Annotated in this window: 13 protein-coding genes and 1 pseudogene; 9 read left to right on the top strand and 5 right to left on the bottom strand. The window is 72.5% G+C overall.

Annotated features, from left to right (window positions below; translation table 11 throughout):
• A pseudogene (gene folB / locus ABT023_RS03885) lies at positions 1-354 on the bottom strand (dihydroneopterin aldolase); the annotation flags it as partial.
• Complete coding sequence (folP, locus tag ABT023_RS03880; protein WP_350881382.1) at positions 351-1,244, bottom strand: dihydropteroate synthase; 894 nt, start codon at positions 1,242-1,244, stop codon at positions 351-353. The pseudogene folB and the gene folP, both read right to left, overlap by 4 nt.
• 355 nt (positions 1,245-1,599) lie before the next feature.
• Between folP and ABT023_RS03875 the strand changes: the two genes are divergently transcribed.
• Genes ABT023_RS03875 through ABT023_RS03845 form a run of 7 tightly spaced genes read left to right on the top strand, consistent with a single transcriptional unit; the run spans position 1,600 to position 10,016 of the window.
• Positions 1,600-1,914: a hypothetical protein gene (locus ABT023_RS03875; RefSeq protein WP_350881380.1), complete on the top strand. Its 315-nt coding sequence runs from the start codon at positions 1,600-1,602 to the stop codon at positions 1,912-1,914.
• A 10-nt stretch (positions 1,915-1,924) separates the two neighbouring features.
• On the top strand, positions 1,925-2,287 hold the full coding sequence (locus ABT023_RS03870; RefSeq protein WP_350881378.1) for a hypothetical protein: 363 nt from the start codon (positions 1,925-1,927) through the stop codon (positions 2,285-2,287).
• Between the two features lie 49 nt (positions 2,288-2,336).
• Positions 2,337-5,738 carry an ATP-binding protein gene (locus ABT023_RS03865; protein WP_350881376.1) on the top strand — a complete coding sequence of 1,134 codons (3,402 nt, stop codon included), beginning with the start codon at positions 2,337-2,339 and terminating at the stop codon, positions 5,736-5,738.
• A 1-nt stretch (position 5,739) separates the two neighbouring features.
• Positions 5,740-7,701, top strand: coding sequence for an MraY family glycosyltransferase (locus ABT023_RS03860; protein WP_350881374.1), 1,962 nt, complete (start codon positions 5,740-5,742; stop codon positions 7,699-7,701).
• Entirely contained in the window at positions 7,698-8,255 is a 558-nt protein-coding gene (locus tag ABT023_RS03855; RefSeq protein ID WP_350881372.1) for a hypothetical protein, read from the top strand. The genes ABT023_RS03860 and ABT023_RS03855 overlap by 4 nt, the downstream gene beginning before the upstream one ends.
• The gene (locus ABT023_RS03850) at positions 8,252-9,403 is read left to right on the top strand and encodes a M23 family metallopeptidase (protein WP_350881370.1); all 1,152 of its coding nucleotides are present in this window, start codon (positions 8,252-8,254) and stop codon (positions 9,401-9,403) included. Before ABT023_RS03855 ends, ABT023_RS03850 begins: the two co-directional genes overlap by 4 nt.
• A gap of 13 nt (positions 9,404-9,416) precedes the next feature.
• Entirely contained in the window at positions 9,417-10,016 is a 600-nt protein-coding gene (locus tag ABT023_RS03845; RefSeq protein ID WP_350881368.1) for a hypothetical protein, read from the top strand.
• A 6-nt stretch (positions 10,017-10,022) separates the two neighbouring features.
• On the opposite strand, the gene ABT023_RS03840 is transcribed toward ABT023_RS03845, so the two are convergent.
• Positions 10,023-10,586 carry an Rv0361 family membrane protein gene (locus ABT023_RS03840; RefSeq protein WP_350881629.1) on the bottom strand — a complete coding sequence of 188 codons (564 nt, stop codon included), beginning with the start codon at positions 10,584-10,586 and terminating at the stop codon, positions 10,023-10,025.
• A 312-nt stretch (positions 10,587-10,898) separates the two neighbouring features.
• Between ABT023_RS03840 and ABT023_RS03835 the strand changes: the two genes are divergently transcribed.
• Positions 10,899-13,793, top strand: coding sequence for an FtsK/SpoIIIE domain-containing protein (locus tag ABT023_RS03835; RefSeq protein WP_502890580.1), 2,895 nt, complete (start codon positions 10,899-10,901; stop codon positions 13,791-13,793).
• On the top strand, positions 13,790-14,755 hold the full coding sequence (locus ABT023_RS03830) for a hypothetical protein (protein ID WP_350881366.1): 966 nt from the start codon (positions 13,790-13,792) through the stop codon (positions 14,753-14,755). Before ABT023_RS03835 ends, ABT023_RS03830 begins: the two co-directional genes overlap by 4 nt.
• Positions 14,756-14,851: 96 nt before the next feature.
• Here ABT023_RS03830 and folE read toward each other — a convergent pair whose 3' ends face one another.
• Both folE and ftsH read right to left on the bottom strand, forming a co-directional pair.
• Positions 14,852-15,478: a GTP cyclohydrolase I FolE gene (folE, locus tag ABT023_RS03825; protein WP_350881627.1), complete on the bottom strand. Its 627-nt coding sequence runs from the start codon at positions 15,476-15,478 to the stop codon at positions 14,852-14,854.
• Between the two features lie 74 nt (positions 15,479-15,552).
• Positions 15,553-17,568 (bottom strand): ATP-dependent zinc metalloprotease FtsH, encoded by a 2,016-nt coding sequence (gene ftsH, locus ABT023_RS03820; RefSeq protein ID WP_350881364.1) that lies wholly within the window; start codon positions 17,566-17,568, stop codon positions 15,553-15,555.
• Between the last annotated feature and the right edge of the window lie 34 nt (positions 17,569-17,602).

The following is a 17,602-nucleotide window of genomic DNA, read 5'->3' as shown; positions in this document are numbered from 1 at the left end:
GGTCCGGGTCATGGTCACCGCGACATCGGTGAAGGCGTGCGGGACCGGGGCTTCGGGCTTGTGCACGGTCACCGTCGCCCGGACCACCCGGGGGTCGGCCAGACAGATCGCGAGGAGCCGGTCGGCGAGCGTCTCGATCAGGTTCACGGGCTCCCCCGTGAGCACCTCGACCAGCCGGTCGGCCAGCTCGCCGTAGTGCACCGTGTCGGTCACGTCGTCGGAGCGGGCGGCCGGCGCGAGGTCCAGTTCGAGGACGGCGTCGACGACGAAGTCCTGCCCCCGCTCGCGCTCGAAGTCGTAGACGCCGTGCCGCCCGTGCGCCCGCAGGCCGGTCAGCGTGATCCGGTCGGTCACCGGTCCCCCTCCGTCTGGATTCCGTCGGCCCGCTTCCCGCCGGCCCGGTCGGACACGAGGCGGGGACGGCCGCCGGCCCGCCAGACGGCCAGCGCGTCGACGGTGCCGAGCACGTCGTGCACGCGTACCCCCCAGGCGCCCGCCGCCACCGCGAGCAGGCTGGTGGCGACGGTGGCCGCCTCCCGCCCGGCGGTCGGCCGGGGGACGCCGTCGGCGTCGGCGAGCAGCCGGCCCAGGTACGACTTGCGGCTGGCCCCGAACAGCAGCGGGAAACCGAGCTCCAGCAGCTCGGGCAGGCGGGCGGTGAGCTGCCAGTTGTGCTCGGCGGTCTTGGCGAAGCCGAGGCCCGGGTCGACGACGATCCGATCGGCCGGCACCCCGGCGGCCAGCGCGGCGTCGATCCGCTGGGCCAGCTCTGCCCGGACATCGATCACCACGTCGGTGTAGCGGGCCAGCTCGCGCATCCCCCGGGAGTGCCCCCGCCAGTGCATCAGCACCCAGGGACAGCCGGCGTCGCGGACCACCCGGGCCATGTCCGGGTCCGCCAGACCGCCGGACACGTCGTTGACCACGGCGGCCCCGGCCGCGAGGGCGGCCTCGGCGACCCGGGAACGGCTGGTGTCGATGCTGACCGCGACGCCTGCGGCGGCGAGCTCCCGGATCACCGGTAGCACCCGGGCCTCCTCCGTCGCCGCGTCCACCCGGTCCGCGCCGGGGCGGGTCGACTCGCCCCCGACGTCCACCAGGTGCGCGCCGTCCATCGCGAGTCGCACCCCGTGTGCGACGGCGGCGGTGAAATCGGCGTACCGGCCGCCGTCGGAGAACGAGTCGGGCGTGACGTTGAGGACACCCATCACCACCGGGGCCTGCACCCGCACCAGATCGGTCACGACTGCACGGTACCGGTCGTTCCGGCGGCTCCCGGCGGCCCGGTCCGTCGCAACGCGAACGGCCCTGACATGCGCATTGGAACAGGTGTACGATCGGACGCCCGGGTCGTTCCGGGTCGAGTCTTCACGGCTTGTCGCAAAGGGGGGCGGCCCGTACCCTTTGGAATTGCCCAGCAGTGAGACGGCGAAGCCTGGAGGGGAGGGCCAAAGCGGGAAAAATCCCCCCAAAGCTCACCACCCTCCGTGGTGGGCAACGGACGCAGGGTCGCCGACGCTGCGCCTCTTGAGCACCATCCCGCCAGGCTTGCCTACTGCACCGCCGCGGCTTCGCCGGCCGCGACATGGGGAGGTTCCAGTGATCGCCATCGAGCTCATGGAGACGACGACGTCCGCCGTCAGCCACGCGCTCCACACCCTGGCGTCGACTCCACTCGCCGAGCCGGCGCCCAAGGGCATCGACACCAACAACATCGTCACCTTCTTCGCCAGCAAGATCGCTCCGATCCTGCTGGCCGTGCTCGGCGTCATCTTCATCGGCCGGGCCAGCCGCGGCGAGATCTCCAAGGTGCTGACCAGCTCCGCGATCGCGATCGTCGGGCTGGCCTTCATCGCCGGGGCGGCGACACTCTTCTTCATCGGTGACTACCTGATCGACCTGATCTTCGAATAGGCGCGGGCAAATGCGGCTGCGCACCGACGACGACATCTACCGGGCCCGCCTGGTCTACCTCGGGCCGCCCGGCTACACCCTGCCCGTGCACCTGCCGTACGCCCAGTACGGCCTGTTCATGCTGCTCGTACCCCTCTACATGTTCATCCACTGGCTGTTCACGCTGCGGGTCGAACTCTTCCCGGCCTGGGAGATCGCCCTCGCCATCGTGAGCACCTCGTTCATCTTCCGGTACGTCGACCCGGACCGGCCCGCGCGCATGGTGATCCGTACCGCGCTGACCGACTGGCGACGCACCCGGGAGTCGGCCGTCGAGCAGCGCGACCCGCGCATGGTGGCGAGCCGGATCAGGATCCGGGAGGAACTGGCATGACCGGGCGTACACCGATCGGGCGGTCGTGGCACTCGGGTGAGGCGGTGGCATGAGCCGCTCTTCCACGCCGGGTTCCCCGGCAGGACGCCACACCGCACCGCAGGGTAACCGTGCGCGCTCGTTCGACTACCCTGCGGGCGAGGAGCTGGACGAAGTCGCCCTCGACCCGGCGCTCGCCACCACGCCCGGTCACGGCCGGGTCGGGGTCTTCCAGGCGCCACGTCCCGCGCCGGGACGCCCGGCTCCACCGGAGCCGCCCGCACCGATGGTCGCCGAGAACGCGGACATCGACTCCCCGTTCCTCGACCTGTTCGGCGGCGCCCACCCGGGGGCGTCCCGGCCCGCGCTGCCGACCCCGCCCCGACCGACCGGCCGGGACCTTCCCGCGATCCCCCACCAGCAGACGGCCGCCGTGCCGCCGCCCGCCCGCGCGGAGGTGCAGCCGGCCCCCGTCGAGCGGTCCCCCTCGCCGGTCGAGCGCACCCCGGCACCGGTGACCGCCCCGCAGAGCCGGGCCCGGGTCCCCCAGCAGCCTGCGGACCGGCTCCCGGCGGTCCGTCCCGCCGTGGCCCCCGATCTACCTCCGCCCCCGGTCGCCCAGGTCACCCAGGTCGCCGACCCCGACGACGAGACGTACGGCTGGCGCGACGTCGCGCCGCCCGCCGTCCGGGAGCCGGAGCTGCCCCCGCACCGGGTGCCCGAACCGCACCGGGAACCGGAGCGGACGACCCGCCCCGCGCCCGAACCGGCACCTGCCGGCCTGGAGGTTGCGCCACCCCGCCAGCGCACGGCCGACCGGCGCGACCGGCCAGGCAAGCCGGCCAGGCCCGGCAAGGCCGGGAAGGCCGCGAAGCCGGCCGGACAGGCCAAGCCGGTCCGGGCACCGAAGATCAAGTTCGGGGACCGGGACCCGTCGGTCGAGCTGGCCATCACCGAGATCGCCGGCCACCTGACGTTCACCCCCAACACCGTCACCGCCTGGTACTGGCTGCCCGAGGTGCGCTGGGCGTTCCGGCCGGACGCCGAACGGGAGGCGCTGCTCGCCGCGATCTCCGAGCAGTACGCCGGGCTCGCCGGGTTCCGGCTGCACCTGCGCCGCACCACCCGGCCCTTCCCCGCCGACGAGTGGGCCCGCACCATCGACGCGCACACCTCGGCCCCGCTGCCCGACGTGCCGGGCACCGCCGGCTGGGGCGACCACCTGGTGGCGGCCCAGCGGCACCTGCTCTCCGTCAACCACGCCGAGGGGCAGACGTACCTCGGTGTCACCTTCGCCCGGCGCTCCCTCGGCGACTCGCTCACCGAGCGACTGCTGCGCACCTTCGGTCGGGGCGTCGCCGAAGGCGAGCGCCGCAAGCTCGGCCGCACCGTCGAACAGTTCGACGAGGTGCTGGGCGCGTTCGGCATGCGCGGGCGGCGGGTGACCGCGCAGGAGCTTGAGTGGCTGCTCTACCGCTCGGTCGCGCTGTGCATGGCACCACCCGGCACCCTCTCCCCGATCACCGACGGCCGGTGGGAGCGCGGAGACCTGCTCGCCCTCACCGAGCAGGTCGAGCGCTACCGCACCCCGTACGGGTCGACGGTGAAGCTGGTCAACCGGATGACCGGCGAGGAGCGGCACGTGGCCGTGCTCGCGGTCGGCCGGATGGAGCCGCTGGAGATCCCCGAGCGGCACGAGCCCTGGCTGCACTTCCACGAGCGACTGCCCTGGCCGATGGAGATCTCCACCAGGGTCGACATCCTCGGCTCCGGTGACTCGTTCCGCAACCTTGAGCACCGGCTGCGGATGATCCGCTCCCAGCAGCTCGACTACGCCGAACACGGCATCGACGCCCCGCCCGAGCTGGAGCGACTGGCCAAGCGGGCGCTGGTGATCGGCGACGAGATGACCACCGGCCTGCCGGTGGACTCCGCCCGGGCGCACGGCTGGCACCGGATCGCGGTCGGCGGCCGGACCCGGGAGGAGTGCCTGGAACGGGCCCGCCGGCTGATTCAGCTCTACTCCCGGGAGCTGCGCGTCTCGCTGCAACACCCGAAGAACCAGGACTGGCTGGCCCGGGAGTTCATCCCCGGCGAGCCGATCGCCAACACCGGGTACGTCCGTCGGATGCCGGTCAACCTGCTCGCCGCCGCGCTGCCACAGGCTGCGTCGACGGTGGGCGACCGGCGCGGCGACCTCATCGGGCGGACCGCCGGCACCTGCCGCCGGCCGGTCTTCCTCGACATGCACTTCCCGATGGAGGTGCGGGAACGCTCCGGGCTCGCGGTCTTCGTCGCCGAGCCGGGCGGTGGCAAGTCGACGCTGCTCGGCGCGCTGGGCTACCTCGCCGCCCGGCGCGGGGTGCAGGTGACCCTGCTCGACCCGTCCGGGCCACTGGCCCGGCTGTGCAACATGCCGGAGCTGCGACCGTACTCGCGGGTGCTCAACCTGACCGGCTCCGAGCAGGGGACGCTGGCACCGTACGCGCTCATCCCGACCCCGCTACGCAGCGAGTTCAGCGCCGGCGCGACCGGCGACCGGGAATTCGAGATCGCGATCTCCAACGCCCGCGCCGAGCGCCGCATGCTGGTACAGGACATCTGCATGATGCTGGTGCCGCCGCAGGTGGCCCGGGAGGCATCCACCGCCACCCTGTTCCGGCACGCCGTGCGCCAGGTGCCGGCAGAGGAGACGTCCACCCTGGACGACGTGGTCGCCTGTCTGGGTCAGCTCGACGACGACGCCGGCAAGGAACTCGCCAACCTCCTGCTGGACACGGCCGAGATGCCGCTGGCCATGCTCTTCTTCGGCCGGCCGCCGGAGGGGTTGCTCGGCGCCGACGCGGCGCTCACCGTGATCACCATGGCCGGGCTGCGGCTGCCCGACCTCAAGATCGAACGGGAGTACTGGTCGGCCGAGGAGGCCCTCGCGCTGCCCATGCTGCACACCGCCCACCGGCTGGCGGTACGCCGCTGCTACGGCGGTTCGATGTCGTCCCGGAAACTGGTCGGCCTGGACGAGGCGCACTTCATGGAGGGTTGGCGCTCCGGCCGTTCCTTCCTGGTCCGACTCGCCCGCGACTCCCGCAAGTGGAACCTCGCCGCCCTGGTCGCTTCGCAGAACCCGCGGGACATCCTCGGCCTCGACGTCCAGAACCTCGTCTCCACCGTCTTCGTCGGCCGGATCGCCGAGGACGCCGAGATCGCCTCCGAGGCGCTACGGCTGCTCCGCGTCCCGGTCAACGACGGGTACGAGGCCACCCTGGCCTCGCTGTCGGCCGCGGACGCCACCTCGTCCGTCCGGCTCGGCTTCCGCGAGTTCGTCATGCGCGACGTCGACGGGCGGGTGCAGAAGGTCCGGGTGGACGTGTCGTACGTCGACGGGCTGCTGGATCACCTGGACACCACCCCCGCCGCGGTCGCCGCGAGGGCTGGGCAACTGCCGACCAATCTCCCGGACCTGGAGGCGTGACATGGCGAGGGTGCGGGCCCGGTTAGCGGCGTTCCTGCTCGCGCTCGGCGTACTCGCCGGGGCCACCGTCGCCTGGCCGGTGGTGGGGGGCGACCCAGCGTACGCCGCGCCGCCGACAGCCCAGGCCCGCGCGGATCTGTGCACCACCCAGGAGTGGCAGGCCAACTTCCGCACCTGCGTCGACAAGCTGACCGCGGTCAGCAAAGACCAGGTCAAGTGCCTCAACGCACCGGTCCCCGCGGCACCCGACTCCGGGCTCGCCGGCTGGTTCGCCGCCCGTCCGGACTCCGCCAAGCTGCCCGGCCCGAAGGGCCTCTACAGCGACTACGGGTACGCGGGGTACAGCTACCCGACGTACGACATCGGCGGCTGCGCCTCTGCAATCATCCACCCGGAATACAAGTTCACCACCACCGTGGCGAACGGCGAGTTCATGATCGCCACCGCCATCATCGGCGGCTCGAACGCGCTAAGAGAACGGGCCTGGGACCCCAGGTCGATGTGGGGCTGGGCCGACCCGCTGGTCGAGCAGGCCACCAAGGCCGTCTACCAGAAGGTGTTCAGCGTCTTCGGCATCGTCACGCTGTGCGTGGTGGGTCTCTACCTGCTCTGGCGCTCCCGCCAGTCCGACATGAGCAACGCCATGACCACTGCGGGCTGGGCCCTGCTGGTGATGGTGGCTGTGACGGCCCTGGCCGCCTGGCCGGTCAAGTCCGCGAACATCGCCGACGGCACGCTCGTCACCACCCTCGGCGTCGTCCACGACGCGGTCGGACCCGCGACCAGAGACATTCCAGCGGACAAGTGCGCTCTACCGAGCCCTGATGCCTGCATCGACAAGCGCCCCCCTGCGGTCCGGGCCAGCGACACCGCCACCGAGTCCATGCTCTACCGGAACTGGCTGCGTGGAGTGCTCGGATCGGCCGACAGCGAGACGGCCAAGAAGTACGGGCCGGCGCTCTACGACGCGAAGTCGATTTCCTGGGAGGAGGCGGAGAAGCTCCGGGCCAATCCGAAGACGCGCGACGCGACCATCGACGCCAAGCAGCAACAGTGGGCGCGGGTCGCACAGCAGATCAAGGACGAGGACCGGGAGGCGTACGAGTACCTCCAGGGCGTCCGGGACATGGACCGGGTCGGTTCCGGCTTCATCGCGGTGCTCGCCGCGCTGCTCTTCGCGATGTTCGACCTCACCGCCTCGCTGCTGGTCCTGCTGGGCTTCCTCATCTTCCGGTGGGCGGTGATCGCGGCCCCGATCCTGGGCACCGTGGGCCTGATGCGTCCGGCGAGTGCCGGACTGCGGCGGCTGGCCAACGCCGTCGTCGCCGCGGTGTTCAACATCGCCATCTTCGGCACCGGGGCCGCCATCTACCTCTTCGCCGTGGACCTGATCATGAGCACGGCGACCCTGCCAGGCTGGCTCCAGGTGGTGCTGGTGTGGCTCTGCGGGGTGGTCGGCTGGCTGCTGCTGCGGCCCTACCGGCGAATCACCCAACTGGGCGGCAAGGACAGCAGCGAGGCCGTCAGTTCGGCCGGCTCGTGGCATCGTCGGTTCTTCCGGGACATGCGCACGGCCGCCCGGCTGGACGTGGCCGAGCCGGGCGGCACCGCCGAGCCGGCCCCGGCTCGGCGACGAGGCGTGGGGCTGGAGCAGCGCAGCCTCCGGCCGGAGGCCCGGCACGAGGATCCGAGCCAGGCCAAGGTCGCCACCGCCACCGCCACCGGCACGGCCAGCGAGCGACAGCGGCCGGACGGCAGCGACCGCTCGGATGAGGCCGCCTCGCCCGAACAGCGGGGCACCGCGCGTCCCACCACGCCCCAGCCCCGGCGTCGCCAGCCAGCGACCTGGACCGAGCCGGACGTGCCAGAGGAGAACCCGTCCTTCGTCATCTACCGTCCCGGCTCCACCAAGCCCGCGACCTCTCGGCCCACCGCGCCGCGGATCCGCACCGAGGCGCGGTGAGGGTGATGCGACGGGCGATTGAATTTCTGTTCACGAAGGCGCTGAGGTCCCGGCTGGGCATCGCGTTGGCCATCGGCGTCCTCGTGGTCGGCGTTCTCGGGGCGGCGCGACTCTTCTCCGGTTCGGTGGGCCCGGCGACGGGCCTGAGCAACCGACCGGGTGAGCCGATCACCACCGTCGACCCGACTGCCGGTGACGACGGGGTGGTCGGGAGCACCACGCCCCCGTCACCGGTGAGCCGGCCGGGTGCACCGCCGCCCGAGCAGATCGCGGACAGGTTCACCGCCGCCTGGCTCGGCGGTCGCGACGGCGGGGCCGACCAATGGCATGCCGCCCTACGCCCGCTCTCCACGCCGAAACTGACCGAGGAGCTCGCCGGCGCCGATCCGGTTGGGGTCCCGGCGGAGCGGACGACCGGAGAACCGAGCCTCCGGCTCCGGACGGAGCGCTTCGTGGAGGTGTTGGTGCCGCTCGACTCGGGGCGCCTACGGCTGGAGCTCGTGGCCCCGGACGGGCAGTGGCTGGTCGACGCTGTGGACTGGGAGCGGACATGAGCGATCACCTCGAAAGCGGGGCCCCCCGCCGCCGGCAACTGCGCGTCGGCGCCCTGGCCGCCGCGCTGACTGCCGCCCTCACGCTGCTCTGCTGCACCGGCGGCACGGCGGCGTTCTTCCTCACCGAACTGAGCGGCGGTGGGGACGACCTCTCCCCCGAGGCCCGGTCCGGCTGCGGACGGACGCACCAGGTCAACGTGTCAGGAAAGATGCCGCGTTTCGCCCAGTACGGCGACAGCCAGATCCGCAACGCCGCCGTCATCATCAAGGTCGGCTCCGACATGAAGGTTCCGCCCCGGGGATGGGTCGTCGCGATCGCCACCGCCATGCAGGAGTCCGGTCTGCGCAACCTCCCCCACCTCGGCAGCCGCAACGACCACGACTCCGTGGGCCTCTTTCAACAACGCCCAAGCCAGGGCTGGGGCTCACCGGAACAGTTGCAGGACCCGGCCTACACGTCCCGGAAGTTCTACGAGAAGCTGGTGAAGGTCCCCAACTGGGAGCAGATACCGCTGACCCGGGCCGCCCAGCGGGTGCAGGTCAGCGCCTTCCCGGATGCCTACGCCAAGCACGAGGAACTGGCCAGCAAGATCGTGGACGCGCTCGCCGGGGGCGCGGCCCGCACGGTGCAGGTGGCGAAGCAGAACATCTGCAACGCGGCCACCCGGGGTCAGATCGCCGCCTCGGGCTGGACCGCGCCGATCCCGGGTGGCGTCGGGTCCGGGTTCCGGACCGCGAGTCGGCCCAGCCACAACGGCGTGGACATCGGCGCGTCGAAGCACACTCTGATCCGCGCCGCCGCCACCGGCCGGGTGCTGGTAGCCCGCTGCGACCCCGACCACCGCGGCGGCCGGAGCTGCGACGTGGACGGTTGGCCGGGCAAGGGCGGGTGCGGCTGGTTCGTCGACATGCTGCACGCCGGCGGTTACGTCACCCGGTACTGCCACATGATCGTCAAGCCCCGGGTCGTTCCCGGTCAGCTCGTGAAGGCCGGCGAGGTGATCGGGGAGGTCGGCTCCAGCGGCAACTCCTCCGGACCACACCTGCACTTCGAGGTGCACCTCGACGGGGATCGGTCCAGCCGAGGTGCCGTCAACCCGGTGTCGTTCATGCGGGACCGGGGCGCGCCGTTGAACGGCAAGGCGTGAGGCCCCGGCGCGTATGACCGGGCCATTCCCCGACCCCTTCGCCGACCAACCCGACTGGGCACCTCTGCCACCCCGGCCGATCGAGATCGTGCCCGCGACCGTCCGGGTCGACCTGCGCGGCCAGCGGGTCCTGATCGGGCTACCGGGTCTCGGTTGGCGCGGTGACCTACGTGCCGACGAGCGGGTGGTGCAGAACAGCCGCACGTACGTTCCGGTCATTCCGGAGCAGGAGTGGTATCGCGCCGAGTCCGAGCAGGTCGAGGTGTTCGCCCCGCTCGTGCCGGTCGAGCGGGTCTGGGTGGAGGCCGTCGGAACCCGGCCGGGCGGCGGAGCGCCCCAGGAATCCGGTGTCCACCTGGTGTCCCTGGACGCACCGACCCACCGCGCGCCGACCCCGGTGTTCGATGCCGGCACCGTCACCGGGCGACGAGTCGTGCACGCCAGGGACACCGGCGAGCAACGGGACCTGCGTGCGGTGACCGAGACCTACTCGGGCACGGACGGAGACATCTGCGTGCGGGTCACTCCGGAGTTGGAGTGGTACCGCTGGGCCTGGCGGGGACAACCCCCGACGACCCTGGAGGTCCCGGTTCACCTGCTTTGGATCGAGTGACGCACCTCAGCCAGCGGGAGTTCCGTTACACACCTTCCAGCCGTCATCCGCACGACTGACGTTGAACTGCCACGGTTGTCGATCGCTCTGTGAAATCCCGTCCACGTGCGCAGAGATGATCAAGTCGACATCCACCTGAGCCATGTCGCCCTGGTCTTGGACGTCCAATCTGCCCCAGCTCACCGAGATCGTCGTGGCGAAGCGCTTCTCTCGCGCGAGCAGGTCGTCGCGAAGTGCGCGAAGCTCGTTCAGCTGCGGAGGGTTAGCGGAGCATGTGAATTGTTCGGCTCTGACATCGTTGCCGTCTACCAGGAAGGCGCGCAGGTAGTTGTCGACCACCACATCGGGGGCGCTGCGGTCCGGGGTGGTGGCGCGTTGATACAGGACGAAGGCGGTCGCCACGCCTCCGAGCATAAGCAGGCCGACCACCCCGGCGACCACGGTGAGGACGGTGCGCCACCGACGCGGCGGACGGACCGGCGCCGGCGCCCCGGACGGGGGCGCCAGTTGCTCCGGCGGGGTCCGTTGCGCCGGTACGCGGGAGACCTGGGAACCGGCGGAGGGCTGCACTGATTCCACCCCTTGAGGCTATCGGCTGGACGCCTCGTACCCAATGCCCCAGCCGCCACCGATCATGACCGGGCACGACTGGCCCGGCCCGCCGCGCGCCCGATCGCCGATGACGGGGGCGTGGCCGCGCCGTGATGAGGGGACCGGCGCTGTCGACGCGAGGAACCGCCCCGCACCACCACCATCAGTGGGAAGCGCCGTGCCGGTAATCACCCGGCACGTGGCCGCAGCGCCGTGGCGCATCCCGGAGGGGGGCTCGGACCTGGGATACGGTCACTGCGCGGGGAGGGGTTGCCAGCCTCGGGAAGAGGGGTGGACGCGGTGGCCGGTCCGAGGACACGCACAAGCCGCGCTGCTGCCCTGCACAGGAGGGCGGAGGCGACGGCCACCGCAGCGGCCGGCATTCTGGACGAGACCCGGCCCGCGCCTGCCGACCAGCGCCGGCAGTACGAACTCGCGGACCGGCTCCGTAGCGCGGCGGCCCTGCTGGCGCCCGGCTGGGCGGGGGAGCCACTGGAGACGGTCGCCGCGGAGGCTCCCTCGGGCGAAGGGCCGCCGGCTTTCGTCCGGGTCGGCACCGCCGCCCCGCTGGAGGACGCGCGCTTCCCCGCGCTGGTGCCGCTGCTCGGAACCGGACACTTGGCGATCGACACCGACGTCCGTGACCCGCGGGTGGCCGGGCTGCTCCGGGCGATCCTGCTTCGACTGCTCGCCGCGACGCCCGCCGGCTGCCTGCTGATCCGCGCCATCGACGCGGTCCGCACCATCGACGCGGTCCGCACCATCGACGCGGTCCGCACCAACGACACGGTCCGCACCAACGACACGGTCCGCACCAACGACACGATTCGCACCAGCGCGGGTGCCGGGCCGGCCGCGGCGCTGGCCGGCACCTTCGCGCCGTTCGCGGCGCTCGCGGACGCCGGGCTGCTGCCCCCGCCGGCGGTGGACGTCGCCGGGCTGCGGGCGGTACTCACCGAGGCGGAACAGTGGGTGGCTCCGGGCACCGGCCGGCCGCGCCGCCACGACCGCACGCTGCTGCTGGTCGTCGCCGCGCTACCCGAGCTGACCGGGCCGACCGACCTCGGGCGGATCGAGGCGCTGGCCGAGCAGGGACGCGCCGCCGGGCTGCACCTCGTCGTGGCGGGTTGGCCCCCGGCCGGTCCGTACGCGACCCGCGCCCCCCTGCCGCAGGCCACCACATTGTCCGTACGCAACGCGTATTCGCTGTTGGGCGACCCTCCCGGCACCTCGTTCGCCGGCCCGGGCGCGGAGCCGCCCGGGGGGCTCAACTCGCCCGTCTTCGTCGACGAGGATCCACCCCCGGCGCTGGTCGGCGAGGTCTGCCGGCGGCTCGCCGAGGAGGTGGAGGCCGGCTCCCGGCTCAGCCTGGCCGACCTGCTCCCCGACCCGGACGAGCCACTGTGCACGGCCAGTTCGGCGGAGGGGATCGCCACCACTGTCGGGGACGCCGGCGGCCGGCCGGTGACCGTCGGCTTCACCGAGCTGACCCCGCACTGGCTGGTCAGCGGCCGGTCCGCCGCAGGCCGCGCCGCCTTCCTCACCAACGTGCTGCTCGGTCTCTCCGCCCGGTACGGCCCGGACGAGCTGGTCCTGCACCTGGCCGACCTCGGCGATGGTGAGTCGTTCGCGGAGTTTCTCCAGACCGAGCGGGACCGGTCCTGGGTGCCCCAGGTCCGTACGGCGGGGATGGCCGCCGACCGGGAGTACGTGCTGGACCTCCTCGGTGAACTGGCCGCGGAGGTCCAGCGTCGGGAGGAGGCCGGGCAGCGCGCCGGCGGGCAGCGGTTCACCGCGCTGCGGGAGCACCAGTCCCTGCCCCGCGTGGTGTGCGTGATCGACAACCTCCCGCTGCTCCTCGCGGACCGGGACCGGCTGGCCGCCGAGGCGACAGCCCGGTTGGACGCCCTGGCGCGCTCGGGTCGGGCGTACGGCGTCCACCTGGTCCTGGCCGGGGAGGCCGACGTCGGGATCGCCGGTGGGCAGACGACCCGGGACTCGATGCTCGGGCAGTTTCCGGTGCGGGTGGCGCTGGCCGGCGGCGGCCCGGTGCTGGAGCCGAGCAACGACGCCGCCGCCGGCCTGCCGGTGGGCAGCGCGGTGGTGAACACGGCGGGCGGGCTCGGTGGGCCTCGGGGCGCGACCCGGGGGCACGAGCGGATGGTCCGGTTCCCCGACCCGCACGAGGTCCCGGAGAGCATCGCGGAGCTGCGGCACCGGCTCTGGGAGACCCGGGCGGAGCGGTCCGCGCCTCCGGTCGTCTTCGCCGGCTGGGCGCGTCCGCTCTTGCGCAACGACCCCCGCTACCGGGCAGCCTTCGCGGGCCGGGTACGTGGCCCGGCCGCCCTGCTCGGCCGTGCGGTGGATCTCTCCCGGTCGACGGTGGCGGTGCCGTTCGGCCCGGCCGCCGGCCGCAACATCGCTGTCCTGGGCCCGGGGGTGGAGGCCGCCGCGCTGCTCGCGACCGCAGCCCGCAGCGTCGCCGCGCACCACCGGCCCGGCACGGGACGGTTCGTCGTGGCCGCGCTCGGCGCCGATGCGGTGCCGGTGGCCGACGCGCTCGCCGCCGACCTCGCCGGCCAGCACCGGGTCTATCGGGTCGGCCTGCCGGGCCTGCTCGCCGCGCTGGACGCCGACGAGCCGGGCTACCTGGTGGTCTTCGGTCTCGACGGACCCGCCCCGCAGGAGCTGCCGCCGGACCGGCTGCGGACGCTGCTGCGGGAGGGCCCCCCGACGGGCCGGCACCTGCTCGGTTGGTGGCGCACGGTGCCGTCGTTCACGGCGGTCGTCGAGGCCGAGGAAGAGGTCGACAAACTCGCTGCCGTCGTGGCGGTGGGCGTGCCGGGGACGCAGCTCACGGCGGTGTTGGGCCACCCGGTGCAGTGGCGTCCCCGCGGAAACCGGGCCGTGCTCTGGGACGGCCCGGACGAGCGGGGCGTCCTCCTGGTGCCGTTCGCCGAGTCCCCGGCGGTGGCCGTCACCGAAAACGGGCCCGACGCCACGAACGAGACCGACGCCACGAACAGACCCGACGCCACGAACGAGACCGACGCCACGAACGAGACCGACGCCACGAACGAGACCGACGCCGCGATCGAAGCCGGAGGCGGGGACGCGGCCGAGGCCACAGGCAGTGCCGGCAACGGCAGCAGGGCCGACGCCGCAGGGACTGGGGAGAGCGCATGAGCCGGGAGCCGACCAGCATCGCCGATGCGGCGACGGCTGCCGCCCCGGTCAGGCAGCGTTCCGGTGCCGATCCCGCGCCGCCCCGTCCGGCCGACGGCGCGACCTCCTGGACGGAGTACGTCGCTGCGGCCCGGCAGCTCGACGGGGTGCGCCGGAGCGCGGCGACCGCCGCGACCGAGCAGGCCCGCGCGGTCCGGGCCGCCCGGGAGGAACTGACCGCGGTACGCGAGCGACTCGCCCCGCAGCGGTCCCGGCTGCGAGAGCTTGGCGTACCCCCGATGGTGCTGGTGCCGTCGCCGCCCGAGCTGACGGAGGCGGCCCGGAGCATGGTGGGTGGGCCGACGGCGGTGCTGGGCACGCTGCGGTCGGCCCGGGGCTGGGCGGACGCGGCGGACGGCGTGCTGGCCGCGCGCAGCCCGCTCCGCCCGGCGGCCTGGCCACCGAAGGTCCGCAACCTGCTGGTGTACGGGCCGTTGGCCCTGGTCGTACCGCTGCTCCAGGTGGTGCTCTACCTGGCCACCGGCACCGGCCCAGCGAGCGTGGTCGCGCTGATCTGTGGGGTGCCGATGCCGGCTGCTGCCTTCGTCACCGGCTGGCTCGCCGTCGGCCGGCTGTTCGACGGGCCGACCGGTCCCGCGGCGGCCGGGGAAGCCACCCGCCGGACGCCGAGCCCGGGTACGCCCGGCGGCCCGACGGAGTCCGCTCCCGCTGTCCCGGTGGTTGCCGGCTCCCGTCGTCGGGTAGACCCGACGGGCGTGACGTTGGCGGCGGTCCGTGCGTCAGGCGGTCGGATCGGTGGGGGCGGTGCCGTGGGCGATCCGACGGCGATGACCCTCGGGGCGGTGCCGAACCCGACGACCGGTGGCCGGTCGGACCGGACCCCCCGGTGGGGTGCCCTGGTCTGCCTCGTCCCGGCGGTGTCGACCACGGCGGGACTCGTTCTGGCGATGCTGGCCGGCTGACCCGCTCGCCGGGCCGGACGCGGCGTGGCCGTCCCGTCCTGGGCGGCCCCTTGAAGGTCCAGCGACCCGGCGTCGTCCGCCGAGGAATCCCCGCGGTCAGCGGTGGATGATCAGCGCCATCGCCTCGGCCCGGGACTTCGCGTCGTGTTGGAGCGTGCCGCGCACCGCCGAGGTGATCGTCTTTGCCCCGGACTTCTGGATGCCGCGCATCGCCATGCACATGTGCTCGCACTCGAGCACCACCACGACGCCGCGCGGGGCCAGCTTGCTCATCAGCAGGTCGGCGATCTGCGAGGTGAGCCGCTCCTGCACCTGGGGACGGCGGGCGAAGACCTCGACCAGCCGGGCCAGCTTGGACAGGCCGGTGATCCGGCCGTCCGTTCCGGGGATGTAGCCGATGTGAGCGCTGCCCCGGAACGGGAGCAGGTGGTGCTCGCACAGGCTCATCACGTCGATGTCTCTGACGAGCACCAACTCCTCGTGGTTGGCCTCGAAGGTGGTGCTGAGCACCTGCGCCGGGTCGACGCGCAGGCCGGCGAAGAGCTCGGCGTACGCGCGGGCGACCCGGGCCGGCGTCTTGACGAGCCCGTCGCGGTCGGGGTCCTCCCCGACCGCGATCAGGATCTCGCGTACCGCTTTCTCGATCCGGGCCAGGTCGACGGCCTCCTCGACCGGGCGCCCGGTCAACCTTCCGTTGACCAGGCGCGCGGCGAGGTAGTCCAGCCCATCGGTGTCGGGCTCGGTCGACGAGGCTCCCTGGGCGGGGACGACCTCGGGACCGACCTTCGGGTCGGTACTCAGTGCGTACCGTCCGAGTTGTTCGAGCTGGGCGTGCCGCCGCCGACGGACGCGCCGTCGGCCTGGGCCTGCGCCTTGAGCGCGTCCTTCTCGGTCGGGGTGAGCACCGGGGGCTCGGTGGAGGGCTGACGCTTGCCGAAGCCGTTGTACGGGGCCATCGGCGGGCGCTTCACCACCCGACCAGCGATCCGGGCCATGTCGGCCGTGGAGAGGGTCTCCTTCTCGATCAGCTCGAGCACGATGCTGTCCAGGACGTCCCGGTACTCCACCAGGATCTCCCAGGCCTCGTCGTGGGCCAGTTCGATAAGCGCCCGCATCTCGTTGTCGATCTCGGCGGCCACCGTGTCGGAGTAGTCCCGCTCGTGGCCCATGTTCCGGCCGAGGAACGGCTCGTCCCCGCTGGTGCCGTACTTGATCGCGCCGAGCTTGGAGCTCATGCCGTACTGGGTGATCATCGCGCGGGCCAGCCCGGTGGCCTTCTCGATGTCGTTGCCGGCGCCGGTGGTCGGCTCGTGGAACACCAGTTCCTCGGCGGCCCGACCGCCCAGCGCGTACGCCAGGGTGTCGATCATCTCGGCGCGGGTCTGGGTGTACTTGTCCTCGGTCGGCAGCACCAGGGTGTGGCCCAGCGAGCGGCCACGGGACAGGATCGTCACCTTGTGCACCGGCGCGGCGTGCGGCAGCGCCCAGGCGACCAGCGCGTGCCCGGCCTCGTGGTACGCGGTGATCTTCTTCTCCTGGTCGCCCATCACCCGGGTCCGACGCTGCGGACCGGCGATCACCCGGTCGATCGACTCCTCCAGGGAGTCGTTGCTGATCGCCCGCTCGTCCTTACGGGCGGTAAGCAGCGCGGACTCGTTGATCACGTTGGCCAGGTCCGCGCCGCTGAAGCCCGGGGTCCGCCGGGCCACCGCGTCGAGGTCGACGTCGGGGGCGAACGGCTTGCCCTTGGCGTGCACCCGCAGGATCGCCTTGCGGCCCTCCATGTCGGGAGCGTCCACCGGGATCTGCCGGTCGAAGCGGCCCGGGCGCAGCAGCGCCGGGTCGAGGATGTCCGGCCGGTTGGTGGCGGCGATCAGAATCACCCCGCCCTTGGTGTCGAAGCCGTCCATCTCGACGAGCAGCTGGTTGAGCGTCTGCTCGCGCTCGTCGTGGCCGCCGCCCATGCCGGCGCCGCGGTGACGACCGACGGCGTCGATCTCGTCGACGAAGACGATCGCCGGGGCGTTCGTCTTGGCCTGCTCGAACAGGTCGCGGACCCGGCTGGCCCCGACACCGACGAACATCTCGACGAAGTCGGATCCGGAGATCGAGTAGAACGGCACCCCGGCCTCGCCGGCGACGGCGCGGGCGAGGAGCGTCTTACCCGTGCCGGGCGGGCCGAAGAGCAGCACACCCTTCGGGATCTTGGCGCCCAGGGCCTGGTACTTCGCCGGGTTCTGCAGGAAGTCCTTGATCTCGTGGAGCTCCTCGACGGCCTCCTCGGCGCCCGCGACGTCCGCGAAGGTCGTCTTCGGGGTGTCCTTGGTGATCATCTTCGCCTTGGACTTGCCGAAGTTGAGCACCCGGGAGCCGCCGCCCTGCATCTGCGACATGAAGAACAGCAGCAGGAGCACGAGCAGCGCGATGGGGAGCAGGTTGACCAGCAGGCTCACCCAGATGCTGTCGGACGACACCTTGGTGTCGGCCGGTCCGGTGATCCGGTTGGCAGCCTTGGCGTCGAGGACCTCGTTCCAGACCTGGCCGCCCACCTCGTACGGGAACTGCGCCTCGATCCGGTCGGTGTCGGTGTCACCGAACTTGGTCTTGCTCTCCAGGTCGAGTTGGAGCGTCTGCTCCTTGTCCTGGAAGACCGCCTTCTTGATCTTCGCGGTATGCAGCTGGTCGAGCGCAACGGAAGTGTCCACGCGGTGGTAGCTGGGACCAGCGGTGAACAGCTGACTGAGCACAACGGCGCCGAGGATGACCAGGATGATCCAGACCACCGGTCGGCGGAAGAAACGCGTACGTTCCATACTGTCGTCGAGCGCCGAGACGCCCGCATCCTCC

This window comes from Micromonospora sp. NPDC002296, from assembly GCF_040296145.1.
Lineage (GTDB): Bacteria > Actinomycetota > Actinomycetes > Mycobacteriales > Micromonosporaceae > Micromonospora.
This window is presented reverse-complemented; position numbering and strand designations above follow the sequence as displayed.